Below are 12,884 nucleotides of genomic sequence, written 5' to 3'. Positions count from 1 at the left end.
TTAATAGACTACAATCTGTGAAAGCGCAAGGTAGAAGAGTGGTCAGGTTGCAGCCTGTTCCCTGTCCAGACCGAAGGCACCGTGCAGCGCACGCACTGCCAGCTCGACATATTTCTCGTCAATCACAACGGTGATCTTGATTTCACTGGTAGTGATCATCTGAATATTCACACCTTCAGCGGCCAGAACCTGGAACATCTTCTGCGCAACGCCGGCATGCGAGCGCATTCCAACACCAATGACCGACACCTTGGCGACCGTATTATCGCCCTTGAGATCACTGGCTCCGATGTCTTTGCTGATCCCGGCCATGATCTTCATGGTCTGGGCATAGTCACTTCTGGGAACGGTAAAGGTAATATCGGTGTGCCCCTTTTCACTGACATTCTGGACAATCACATCGACATTGATTCCGGCTTCAGCCACCGGGCCGAATACACTACTGGCAATACCCGGATGATCGGGAATCTCCTTAAGGGTGATCTTCGCCTCGTCACGATTGTAGGCGACGCCTGAAATTGCTGCTCTTTCCATCTTCTCATCCTCTGTTGTTACCATTGTTCCCGGCACCAGATCAAAACTGGAGCGCAGATGAATCGGCATATTGTAACGCATCGCCAGCTCGACCGAACGGGTCTGAAGCACCTTGGCACCAAGGGAGGCGAACTCGAGCATCTCCTCAAAGGAGATCTGATCCATCTTTTGCGCCCTGGAAACAATACGCGGGTCGGTGGTATAGATACCGTCGACGTCTGTATAGATATCGCAAACATCCGCTTTCACGGCAATCGCCAGCGCCACGGCAGATGTATCCGAACCGCCACGACCAAGCGTGGTGATATTGCCCGATGCATCAATACCCTGAAAACCGGTCACCACCGGTACCTCGAAGCGCTCCATGCGTTCAATCAGATGATCGCTCTGCACATCAGTGATACGGGCGCGCACGAAGCTGCTATCAGTTTTGAAACCGGCCTGTGCCCCGTTAAAAGAGTAGGCCTTGATGCCGCGTGTCTGCAACTCCATAGCCAGCAGTGCCGCGCTCACCTGTTCACCGGTTGCAACCATGGCATCGAGTTCTCGCGTTGCTGGCGCATCACTGACTTCAAAGGCCAGAGCCAGCAGACGGTTGGTCTCGCCGCTCATGGCTGAGACAACAACAGCAACCTGATTGCCCCGTTCCAATTCACCCTGAACGATATCAGCGGTCTTGCGGATCCGCTCAAGCGTCCCTACAGAGGTACCGCCATATTTCTGTACAATACGCATCAGCGTGTCTCCACATCATCGGCTGCAACAGTTGCAATACCGATCTTAGTCATTTCCAGCTCCCGCAGCGTATCGAGCACATAAACGACCCGTTTATGTCGCGCATCCGCATCAGCCCTGAGAACCACACGGAAGCTCGGGTCACCCTTGGATACGTTAAGAATGCGTTTGCGCAGATCCGCATCCTCAACCTCCTCATCCTGAACATAGAGCTTCCCTTTGGCGTTGATCGCAATCGTCACCTGCTTGGACTCCTGATCTGCGGCCGTCGCCCTGCTGGTTGGCAGATCCAGCTTGAGACTTGAAGAGAGATTAAAACTCGTCGACACCATGAAAAAGATCAGCATCAGAAACACGACATCCACCAGTGGCGTAATATCCACCAGGTAGTCGGCGCGTTTTTTCTGCCTTAATTTCACGTGCGCTCACCTTTCAGCAGTTCAACAAAGCGCAGCGCATGCTGCTCGATCTCAAGCACAAAACGGTCCACGCGGGATTCATAATAACGGTAAGCCACCAGCGATGGAATCGCCACGGAGAGGCCGAATGCAGTAGTGTTCAGCGCCTTGGAGATACCTCCGGCCAGCACATCGGCCTTACCTACGCCCACAAGTGAAATCTGCTGGAACACCTCGATCATACCGATCACAGTACCGAGCAGTCCGAGCAGCGGTGCGATGGCGGCAATTACACCAAGCACGCCGATGAAACGGTCCATATGCGCCACCTCCTGGCGCCCGGACTCCTCGAGAATCTCCTTCATTACCGAGCGACTTACGCCGCGATTGGCAAGTGCAACCCAGAGAATACGGCTCATGGCGGTATTGTGGTCCTGGCAGACCTGCATGGCAGAGTTCACATCACCGGAACGAACAGCGGATTCAATCCGGTTCACCTCCTGCAGTGGAATAACGACGGAACGACGCAGGCTCCAGCCACGCTCAAAAATAATCGTCAGCGACAGTATCGATGCCGCAAGCAGGATGTACATGACCATGCCGCCCTGCTGGATAAATTCAATCACTCAAGCCTCCATGCGCAGCCCAGATCAGCTGCAAAACAACACTCTCTTCTGTCCATCAAATGCATGCACGATGTATAAATCCAGGCTGGCAATTGTAAATCTAACGGCCGGGAAGATTACAGAGTGGGCGCAATTATGGTGACGGGAGGGTCAGAAGTCACCCACCCCGCTGAAAGTTCTCGAATCAGGACAATTGAGGCGTCAAATCACCACGGCTGCCACCACTTCAGTGCCATATCGCGACGACTTGAGATGCCGGGTTCCCGCTGCTGCAGCGCTGGTAATGCGGAAAGCTCCATCAGCACGGCCCCGTCCGCCGTATTAACGAACACGGCCCCACTCTCCCGGTAGCGCGCCACCACCCGGGAATCTGGAAAGCCGTAACGGTTGTTCCTGCCGGCCTGTGCCACAACGAAGCCCGGCTGCACCTGCTTCACAAACCCAGTCGTACTGGAGCTGCGACTGCCATGGTGCGGCATGAGCATCACATCAACCGGGCCAAGGCCACCGGTCAGCAGCTGCCTCTCCACTTCTGCCTCAATATCACCTGGAAACAGGGCTCTGATTCCGTTGCTCAGCCTGATCAATACAACAAGCGAGCTGTTGTTGCGATTGGCCGGCGCATAATCTTTCGGAGGCCATAGCACCTCAGCCACGTAGCCTCTGCCCGCAACCCGATCGCCCCGAGAGAGCCACCTTACTGCCGATCCTGCTGTAATAAGCCTCTGAACACTCCTGTGCCCGTGTGCCGAAGGTACATCCGGCAACCATATCTCCCCTATCCAATTAAGACCTTCAGCAAGTGAAAGTGCGCCACCAAGATGGTCGGACTGTGCATGGGTAAATATCAGCACATCGGCATGCAACTGACCCACTGCACGCAGGCCGGTGGCGACAGTCGTACCGCCATTGAAACGACTCCCTTCATATCCCGGCGCATCAATGTTCAAAACCTCTCCTCCGGGCAAAAGCAGGGTGGAGGCGGCTCCCTGCCCGACATCCCAGACCAGCCACATCGGTCTATCCACATCCGACTCTTGCAGGATAAAGCCGAGATATCCGCCCAAGGTCAGCAGTAACATCAGTAAAGCAGCTCGTTTTTTCTGTTTCCACCAGATAACCCCAGCCGCAACCATGCCTGCGACATAAAGAAGGGAGAGCCAGAGTGGTGGCAGAACGGCATACATGGTTCCTGCCGGAAGCATTGAAATCGCCTCGATCAGATCAATACCCGCTCCCGCCATTGTGCCACTGAACTGCATCAATGCTCCTGCTACCACGCCTGCTCCGGCTACTGCCGCCACCTCCCCCAGCAGTGCAGAGGGCAGTACGATCAATCCGTAGAGCGGAACCAGCAACAGGTTGGCTGGCAGCCCGTAGAGCGGAAGTGTCCCGAATGTGGTCACGACAATCGGCAGCGTTGCCAGCATGGCCAGCAGCGAACTCCAGAACAGCATGCGCAAGCCAGTCACGATTCGTTGTGACCAGGAGAGTGACTGCTTCCGCTCAGGCTGTTTCCCCCATAACAATAGTGCTGCCGTCGCCACAAAGGAGAGCCAGAGCGAAATGGATGTGATCGCCGAAGCGTCGAACAGAAGAATCAGCCCAAGGGCTGCAAGCAGGATATTGAACGACTCATGCTTTGAGGTCAGCTGCCATGCCACCACTGCAGCCGCCAGCATCAGTGTTGCCCTGATCGCAGGCAGCGGCCAGCCGGCCAGCGCAGCGTAGACAACCGCCCCGATCATGCCGCCGGTCATGGCAACGTTGCGTACCGGCAGCTTCACGATCCAGGCCTCGCGCCGGGTTAAGAGCCACCACAAAAGTGCGAAAAGCCAGGCTGCCGCCATACCGACATGCATGCCCGATATGGCCAGCAGGTGGGCGGTCCCCGTTGCTGAAAACACCCGGCTTACCGGCTCCTGAACACGGCTCCGCTCACCCAACAGCAGCGCATGCAGAACCCCCTGCTCCCGCTCACCGGCAAATGCAATCGCACTACGGATACGCGCCCGGGCAACCTCCAGCAGCGAGACCCTATCATCGATCACCCTGATATCGCCCTTTGCACTGCCGATCAAAGCAATGGCGCGATCAAAACACCAGGATCTGTAATCAAAAGCACCGGGATTGCGGTAGTTCTGCGGTTGTCGCCAACGGACTAGCGCCGCAATCTGCTGCCCGGCATCGGGCAGCAGATCTCTTTTGCCGTAGAGGTAGAGAAGCGCCTTTCCGCCAACGGACTCTCCGTCGCTTCGCTCAATATCAGAGAGCAGCAGGCGCAGTGATGAACCGCCCTGCTCCACCTTGACGACCGTGGCCGTCACCTGCAGATCACTGTTCAGCCACGTCTGATCCACCGCCATATCAGATGCATCCTGCAGCAGATCGATCGTGCCCCAGGCCACCCCCAGCAGCAGAACAACTGCCAATTGAAATTTTCTGAGATAGAGCAGTGCGCTAACAATCAGAAGAAAGAGGGTGGCTGCAACTGAGATTGAAACCGCATCGCTGCGCACCAGCAGAAGGCCGACCGTCCAGAGCAGCACCGGCCACAGCAGCGGCACTCTGCGAATATCAAAGGTACTTATCTCCATCCTGTTTTGAGGATAGACGGTTTTACTCTTCTCTGCCTAATCAGTTATGAAAAGGAACCGGGCTTAAACGGGATAAACAACCTGACCGCGAATCATCTGATCGTTGCCCAGCTGTCTGCGCTCGATATCGCTTAACCGGAGGGCATGATCCACGCTCTCGACACCGGTGCCGCCCCATAACGATACCGCATCATGTCCGCCGATCAGGATCGGCGCCTGATAGAGTAAAACCTCATCGGCAAAACGCCCATCAAAGAAAGAGGCGAGCAGTGTGCCGCCCCCCTCAAGCAGAAGGTGGAGGTATCCGTCACCGGCAAGGTGCCTGAGAATCGCATCAAGCGAATTGAGCTGCTCGATCTGCACGCCTGCAGCGCGCCACTTCTCCGTGTGCTCATTGCTGCTGCGCACATAGAAGCGAACCGGCGCATCGGAGCTGAGCAGCTTACAGTTTGCAGCAAAGGGCGGCGTCTCGAAACAGAGTACAACCCGGATCGGCACACTCCCCCTCACTTCAACATCTCGCACGGTGAGTGATGGGTTGTCGTAATGGAGGGTACCTGCACCGATCACAATGGCATCCACCTCCGCACGCACTCCGTGTGCATGCAGGCGAGACTCCGGCCCGCTGATCCACTGCGAATGCTGACGGTGTGTGGCAAGCTTGCCGTCGAGCGAGATTGCCGCCTTGGCTGTGACATAGGGACGCCCGGTTTCAATAAAGTGAAAGAAGGGGCGATTGAGAAGGTCGGCCTCCTCCTTCATAACACCGCCGATCACATCGATATGGGACGCCGCCAACACCCTGCCACCGCCGGCCATTTTAGGGTTGGGGTCGGATGAGGCGTATACCACACGTGCAATACCGGCAGCTCGAATGGCATCGGTGCAGGGTGGTGTCCTGCCGTGAGCCGAGCACGGCTCGAGGGTCACATAGAGTGTTGCCCCTTTTGCCCTGACACCTGCACTGCTGATCGCCGCCGCCTCGCCGTGCGGGCCACCCGGATACTCGTGCCACCCCTCCCCTACAACCTTGCCGTTGTTGACGACCACCGCACCGACACGTGGATTGGGGTGCGTTGATCCGATACCGCGCCGCGCAAGCTCGATGGCCCTGCGCATAAATGAGTCGTGAATATTCAGTGAGGAGTCCGGTGACATATGTTGAGCATGGCCGTTTCCATTTTCCAAATCAAGCCGAAAAGCCTCGATCTGTGAGGGGGTGCAACATTTCACCATGCCGCTTAGGCTTACCCGATGCTGATCGTCATCTCACCCGCCAAAAAACTCGACTTTAACTCCCCGGTTCCCGTTACCGGTTTCACCCGGCCTGAGCATCTGGAGCATGCCGCCGAGCTGGTCGAGCTGATGCGCTGGAAGGACAGCTTCGAGATTGCCGATCTGATGAAGCTCTCGATGAACCTCGCCGACCTGAATATGCAGCGTTTCCAGCAGTGGCACACCCCGTTCACGCCTGAAAACGCCAGGCAAGCGATATTTGCGTTCAGTGGTGATGTCTATCAGGGGCTCAATGCACCTTCGCTGGATGGAGATGCGATTACATTCATGCAGAAGCACCTGCGTATCCTCTCCGGGCTGTATGGAAGCTTACGCCCGCTTGACCTGATGCAACCCTACCGCCTGGAGATGGGCACCAGACTTGTCACCGATCGCGGCCGCAACCTCTACCAGTTCTGGGGCGACATCATCACCGATGCGATCAATGCGTCACTTGCAGATCAGGGTGATGACATCCTGATCAACCTGGCCTCGAATGAATATTTCTCTTCGATCAACACGGCCAGAGTCAAAGGGCGCATCATTACCCCTGTATTCAAGGAGCTGCGCAAGGGGTCATACCGCGTCATCAGCTTTAACGCCAAAAAGGCGCGTGGCTATATGAGCCGATTTATCATTGAAAACAGGCTGGATGATCCCGAGCAGATGAAGGCATTCGACCTGGCTGGTTACACATACAATCCGGATCTCTCATCATCCGACGAGTTTACCTTCACCCGCTAACGAAAGAGGCGCGGCAAATGCCGCGCCTCAGTTGCAACGATCAGGGCATAAGCCTTTAGGCTGAAGCCACCTCCAGCGCCTGATCGATATCGGCGATGATGTCGTCGATATGCTCGATACCGATACAGAGGCGGATCATATCCGGTGTCACGCCGGCAGAAGCCAGCTCCGCATCGGTCAGCTGACGATGCGTGGTTGAAGCCGGATGTGCCGCCAGCGATTTGGCATCACCGATATTCACCAGCCGCTTGAACATGGCGAGTGCGTCGTAGAACTTCTCCGCCGCTTCAAAGCCGCCTTTCACGCCGAAGGTGAGCAAGCCCGAGGGGCGTCCATTGGTATATTTCTGAGACAACGCATAATAGGGAGAGTCTTCCAGCCCTGCATACTGCACCCACTCCACGGCAGGGTGCTTCTGCAGATGCCTGGCCACGGCCATGGCATTGTCGCAGTGGCGCTCCATGCGCAGTGATATCGTCTCGATCCCCTGCAGAATCAGAAAGGCGTTAAACGGGCTGAGTGCTGAACCGGTATTGCGCAGTGGCACCGTACGGGCACGACCGATAAATGCTGCCGGGCCCAGCGCCTCGGTATAGACCACGCCGTGGTAGGCAGGCTCGGGCTGATTCAGCATCGGGAAGCGATCAGCATGTTCTGCCCACGGGAATTTACCGGAGTCGACAATCAGACCGCCGAGCGAGTTGCCGTGTCCACCCATATACTTGGTCAGCGAATAGACCACGATCGATGCGCCATAATCGATCGGACGGATCAGTGTCGGTGCCACGGTATTGTCCACAATCACCGGCACGCCGTGGCGATCGGCCATGGCGCAGATCCCTTCAAGATCAACAATGTTGCCGGCCGGATTGCCGATCGATTCGCAATAGACCGCAGAGGTGTTTTCATCGATCAGTTTTTCGAGACTCTCGGGACGATCATCCTCGGCGAATCGAACATCGATGCCCTGACTTGGCAGCATATGCGCAAACAGGGTGTAGGTGCCGCCGTAGAGCATCGGCACGGTGACAATATTATTGCCCTGCCGTGCGATGGTCTGAATCGCATAGGTGATCGCAGCACTGCCGGAGCTGACCGCAAGACCGGCAATGCCGCCTTCAAGTGCGGCAACACGCTTCTCCAGCACATCGGAGGTAGGGTTCATAATACGGGTATAGATATTGCCCGGCACCGCAAGGTTAAAGAGGTCGGCACCGTGCTGGGCATTATCAAACTCGTAGGCCACGGTCTGGTAGATCGGCACGGCGACCGATTTGGTGGTCGGATCGGTCTCATATCCTTCGTGAATGGCAATGGTTTCTGTTTTCATCAATATCTCCTTGCAATGTGCCTGAATCAGGCGGATTGGTTTTGCGGCCGCGGCCGCTCGAAATCGGTTTGTTCATAGACCAGCCCCAGCCAGTTATTGACGATGGACTTGGCCGTATCTCGCCAGGTGTTATCCAGCAGCGGCTCAAGATGCGCCTCCGGAAAAGCTGGCACCTCTTTATCTTTAGCCAGCGCCTTCAGTACAGCATGATGGTGGCGCTCGGCGATCGCTGCCGCATCACTGTTGAAATAGTGCTCAGGAAGCGGCGGATAATCGCTGCGCTCACCCGCGACAAACCGGCGCACCTCACGTTTGTACTCTTTAAGAAGGCTATTGGTATCGTATTCGGGGTGCCCCTGAAAATAGACGATACTGTACTGGTCGGGGCTTACCGCCATATGCACACCGGCCACCTCGCTCTCGATCAGAATGGTGAGACCTGCCCGCTCCATCGGCTCGCGATGGATGGCATTAAATCGCGAATGCGGCACATCGAAACGGGTATTGATATCGCGCAGCAGCGGATGCTCCTCGTGCACGATACGATGGGGATAGACCCCCCAAAGCTTTCCCCCCATCGGCTTGCGATCGATATGGTAGAGCAGTTTGACCAGCGCATGCGTGGCAAGGCACGAACAGAGGACGGAGGTAACACTCTCTTCTGCCCAGTTGATCACCTCCCTGAGCGGCTCCCAGAACGGCTCCTGATCCAGAGACGGGTTGGTGACATTGGCACCGGTAATAATCAGTGCATCCAGCCCCATCGCCTTAATCTCTTCAAAACTCTGGTAGTAATTGTCGATATATTCCCGGGTTTCACTGCTGCGTTCCAGGCCATCCACCGTAAACGGGTGAACAAAAAACTGGGCAATCTGGTTACAGCTGCCGACCAACCGCATAAACTGGATCTCGGTGGCAATCAGAGCCGCATCGGGCATCATGTTCAAAAGCCCCACGTGCAGTTCACGAATATCCTGGTGCAGTGCCTGTTTCAGCGTCAGCACTTTCTCGCCGCGCTGCCGCAGCTTTTCGAATGCAGGCAGTGATGTATGCTCAACCAGAGGCATGTATCCGAACCCCTCCCCCTGCTTTCGTACCCAAAGTCGAAAGCGACCTGAGAGGATAGATATTTCCGCAGTTAATGCAAAGCGGGCAGATATGGCTGCTGCGTAGAAAACACAAATTGACCGCAGCTGATTGATCGGCAGGCTATGGCTATGCCCCATTTAGTACTTATCGACGGTCCCAACTACGTATTCCGCGCCTTTCATGCTGTGCGCCATAACCTCACCAACTCGAAGGGTGAACCGACCAACGCCGTATTCGGTTACGTGCAGATGCTGAAAAGCGTGCTTAAGGATCTTAATCCGACGCATGTAGCAGTCGCTTTCGATCCCAAGGGCGGCACCTTCCGCAACGAGATGTACAAGGAGTACAAGGCACACCGGCCACCGATGCCTGAGGATCTGGCCGCTCAGTGGCCCTGGATTCTCGATATCACCGACGCCTTCAGGCTCAACCGTATCTGCATCGACAACTATGAGGCCGATGACGTGATCGCCACGCTCGCGAAACAGGCGGAAGCGAAAGGGTGGGATGTCACCATCGTCTCCACCGACAAGGATCTGATGCAGCTCGTCAGTGATCATGTCTGGATGCGCGATACGATGAAGGGAATCGATTACGGCATCGATGAAGTGAAGGAGAAGTGGGGTGTCGGCCCGGATCGTATCCAGGATCTTCTGGCGCTGGCCGGTGACTCCGCAGATAACATCCCGGGAGTGCCCGGCATTGGCCCGAAAACGGCTGTGCAGCTGCTTGAAGCGTACGGCGATCTCGAAGGCGTGCTGTCAAGTGCGCCGGAGATCAAGCAGAACAAGCGACGTGAGAACCTGATCGAGTTCGCAGATGATGCCCGCCTCTCCTACCGGCTGGTTGCGCTCGAAGAGCAGGCACCTGTCGGCCTTAAACTTGAAGAGCTTGCGGTTGACGGCATGGACCGCGAGCACCTCAAGGCGCTTTTCACCCGCCTTGAGTTCCGCCGCTTTCTGGCCGATCTGGACGGGGCTGCTGAACTTACGCAAACAACAAGCGCTGCCATGACCCAAAAACATGCGGCAGAACCATCGCCAGCAGCTGCAGATGTAAAAAATACCGCCCCTGTCGCACCGCGCCGGGATATCCTGGTAGATGACAGTGCGAAACTTTCCGACCTGCTGAACGCGCTGAACGGGGCTGAACTGATCGCCATGGATACCGAAACCACCTCGCTCGCCACCCACAGTGCCGAACTGGTCGGTCTCTCTTTCGCCGTCAGGGCAGCCGAGGCGTGGTATGTTCCGGTCGGCCACCGCGCTGCTGATCTTCTGGCCAGCACTCCGAAACAGCTGCCGCTGCCCGAAGTGCTGGCAGCGCTTAAACCGATTCTCGAGGATAAGAGCAAGGCGAAATGCGGCCATAACCTCAAATACGATGCGCAGGTACTGCGCCGTGCGGGCATTGAACTGGCCGGCATCACTGCCGACTCGATGCTGCTCGCCTACTGCCTCTACCCCGCCAAATATCCGCCCAGGCTTGATGCCGTAGCCGAGGATTATCTCGGGCACAACTGCATCAGCTATGAAGAGGTGGCCGGCAAGGGAGCCAAACAGATCTGCTTCGACCAGGTCTCTATTGAGCAGGCCCTGCCCTACGCCTGTGAAGATGCCGAGATTGCATTCAGGCTCACGGGGCTGCTGCGCGACAGACTTGAGGCCGAAAACCGTTTGAGCCGGCACGATGGGATCGAACTTCCCCTCTCCCGTGTGCTGGCTGACATGGAGTGGAAAGGGACCCGAATCGATGCGGAAAAACTTGCTGAGCTCTCCAGCCGCTTTGGCGATCGCATCCGTGAACTTGAGTCAGCCATCCATGCCGCAGCCGGCGAGGAGTTCAATATCCAGTCGCCGAAACAGCTTGGCACACTACTGTTTGAGCAGCTGGCTATTCCCGGCGGAAAAAAGACCAAGTCGGGGCAGTGGGCTACAGGTCAGGAGGTGCTGGAGGGATTGGCAGAGGAGCATGAGGTACCACGCCTTATTCTCGAGGTGCGCCAGCTCTCCAAGCTCAAATCCACCTATACCGATGCACTGCCGAAACTGATCCACCCCGCAAGCGGTCGCGTACACACCTCTTTCAATCAGGCGATTACCACAACCGGCCGCCTCTCCTCCACCGATCCGAACCTGCAGAATATCCCGATCCGAAGCGCCGAGGGACGGGAGATTCGCAAGGCGTTTGTCGCTGAGCCCGGCAATACCCTGATCGCTGCCGACTACTCTCAGATCGAGCTGCGGTTGATGGCACACTTCTCAGGCGACACCGCACTCTGCAGTGCCTTTGCCCATAATGCAGATATCCATGCCGCCACTGCAGCAGCGGTCAACGATATTGATCTGGCCGATGTTACCGGCGAGATGCGCAGGCGCGCCAAGATCATCAACTTCGGCATTCTATACGGCATGAGTGCTTTCGGGCTGGCCAAACAGCTGGGCGTTGGTCGCGGCGAGGCGGCTGAATTCATCAACGCCTATTTCGATCGCTATCCAGCTGTACGCGGCTTTATGGATGAGACCCTTGAGAAAGCGCGGCAGCAGGGCTTTATTGAAACACTACTCGGACACCGCGTCATGCTCCCTGAGATCAGCAGCAAGAACGGCATGCGCAGGGCATATGCGGAGCGCACCGCCATCAATGCACCGCTGCAAGGCTCTGCAGCCGATATCATTAAGGTGGCCATGATTGACCTGCATCACAGACTCAAGAGCGAATCACCCGAGTCTGCCATCACCCTGCAGGTGCATGATGAACTGGTCGTCGAAGCACCGCATCAACAGGTTGAATCGGTATCTGCCATCGTCAGGGAAACCATGGAGTCGGCAGTAAAACTGCATGTGCCACTGACTGTCGATATTGGTATCGGCAGCAGCTGGTTTGAGGCGCACAGGCTTTAGGAGATAATTGAATACAATGAATGCACAAACCTGGACCGTCATGCTGCTAACGTTGGCTGTTGCGCTGGTGCTGACGCTTGTTGTGATAAACAGAGGCAAAACAAAAAAAACGCGCGGCGATCAACCCCTGCCTCCACCACCGGTTCAACTGAGCATAGTCGAGCAGTGCTGCCTGCAGACGCTGCAGCAGGTAGCAGGCAGAGAGTACAATATCCGCAACAAGGTCAGTCCGACAGCACTCGCTCTCGATGGCGCTGAACATATCCGGCAGCGGCTGGATTTTGTCCTGTTCGGCAAAAAAAGCGGTAAACCTGCCTGTGTAGTGCAGCTGAAATCTGCAACAAACCATGATGAAACTGTGCTCGACAAGGCGCTTGCCGATGCAGAACTTCCGCTCTACCGGCTACCGCGAAAAAGCAGCTATTCCTTCCTGGAGATCAGCGAACTTCTGGCGCCACACCTTGAAACGCCGTCCCCGTCACCGGATGAGATGCTGGCCACGATATCGATGCAGGCTTTCCACGTTTGCAGCAAATGCCAGTCGCCAATGAGCCTTAAACGCGCCAGCAGCGGCCCTCATAAAGGGGTCCTGTTCTGGGTATGCCCGGGTTATCCCGGCAACTGCTCCGGCGTAGAACTCTACAACGAATAAC

General features: G+C 56.3%; 10 protein-coding genes. 3 read left to right on the top strand and 7 right to left on the bottom strand.

From position 1 onward, the window contains the following. Positions 1-42 precede the first annotated feature (42 nt). From Ga0123462_RS01705 to ribD, 5 genes are all read right to left on the bottom strand, one after another. Complete coding sequence (locus Ga0123462_RS01705) at positions 43-1,269, bottom strand: aspartate kinase (RefSeq protein ID WP_198507359.1); 1,227 nt, start codon at positions 1,267-1,269, stop codon at positions 43-45. Further along, complete coding sequence (locus Ga0123462_RS01700; RefSeq protein WP_100264709.1) at positions 1,269-1,688, bottom strand: ExbD/TolR family protein; 420 nt, start codon at positions 1,686-1,688, stop codon at positions 1,269-1,271. Before Ga0123462_RS01700 ends, Ga0123462_RS01705 begins: the two co-directional genes overlap by 1 nt. Then, positions 1,685-2,293, bottom strand: coding sequence for a MotA/TolQ/ExbB proton channel family protein (locus Ga0123462_RS01695; RefSeq protein WP_100264708.1), 609 nt, complete (start codon positions 2,291-2,293; stop codon positions 1,685-1,687). Before Ga0123462_RS01695 ends, Ga0123462_RS01700 begins: the two co-directional genes overlap by 4 nt. A 206-nt stretch (positions 2,294-2,499) precedes the next feature. Further along, positions 2,500-4,890 carry a DNA internalization-related competence protein ComEC/Rec2 gene (locus Ga0123462_RS01690; protein ID WP_100264707.1) on the bottom strand — a complete coding sequence of 797 codons (2,391 nt, stop codon included), beginning with the start codon at positions 4,888-4,890 and terminating at the stop codon, positions 2,500-2,502. 63 nt (positions 4,891-4,953) lie between these two features. Next, complete coding sequence (ribD, locus tag Ga0123462_RS01685) at positions 4,954-6,048, bottom strand: bifunctional diaminohydroxyphosphoribosylaminopyrimidine deaminase/5-amino-6-(5-phosphoribosylamino)uracil reductase RibD (RefSeq protein ID WP_100266431.1); 1,095 nt, start codon at positions 6,046-6,048, stop codon at positions 4,954-4,956. A gap of 96 nt (positions 6,049-6,144) precedes the next feature. Between ribD and yaaA the strand changes: the two genes are divergently transcribed. Further along, positions 6,145-6,909: a peroxide stress protein YaaA gene (gene yaaA, locus Ga0123462_RS01680; RefSeq protein ID WP_100264706.1), complete on the top strand. Its 765-nt coding sequence runs from the start codon at positions 6,145-6,147 to the stop codon at positions 6,907-6,909. 55 nt (positions 6,910-6,964) lie between these two features. On the opposite strand, the gene Ga0123462_RS01675 is transcribed toward yaaA, so the two are convergent. Beyond that, on the bottom strand, positions 6,965-8,239 hold the full coding sequence (locus Ga0123462_RS01675) for an O-acetylhomoserine aminocarboxypropyltransferase/cysteine synthase family protein (RefSeq protein ID WP_100264705.1): 1,275 nt from the start codon (positions 8,237-8,239) through the stop codon (positions 6,965-6,967). Positions 8,240-8,265: 26 nt separating this feature from the next. Then, positions 8,266-9,306, bottom strand: coding sequence for a homoserine O-succinyltransferase MetA (gene metA, locus Ga0123462_RS01670; protein ID WP_100264704.1), 1,041 nt, complete (start codon positions 9,304-9,306; stop codon positions 8,266-8,268). A gap of 150 nt (positions 9,307-9,456) precedes the next feature. Here metA and polA point away from each other — a divergent pair, with 150 nt between their 5' ends. Both polA and Ga0123462_RS01660 read left to right on the top strand, forming a co-directional pair. Further along, positions 9,457-12,231 (top strand): DNA polymerase I, encoded by a 2,775-nt coding sequence (gene polA, locus Ga0123462_RS01665; protein WP_100264703.1) that lies wholly within the window; start codon positions 9,457-9,459, stop codon positions 12,229-12,231. A 16-nt stretch (positions 12,232-12,247) separates the two neighbouring features. After that, positions 12,248-12,883, top strand: a complete 636-nt coding sequence (locus Ga0123462_RS01660; RefSeq protein WP_100264702.1) for a PDDEXK family nuclease — start codon at positions 12,248-12,250, stop codon at positions 12,881-12,883. The last annotated feature ends 1 nt before the right edge of the window (position 12,884 follow it).

The sequence above is a fragment of the Mariprofundus ferrinatatus genome (assembly GCF_002795825.1).
GTDB classification, from domain to species: domain Bacteria; phylum Pseudomonadota; class Zetaproteobacteria; order Mariprofundales; family Mariprofundaceae; genus Mariprofundus; species Mariprofundus ferrinatatus.
This window is presented reverse-complemented; position numbering and strand designations above follow the sequence as displayed.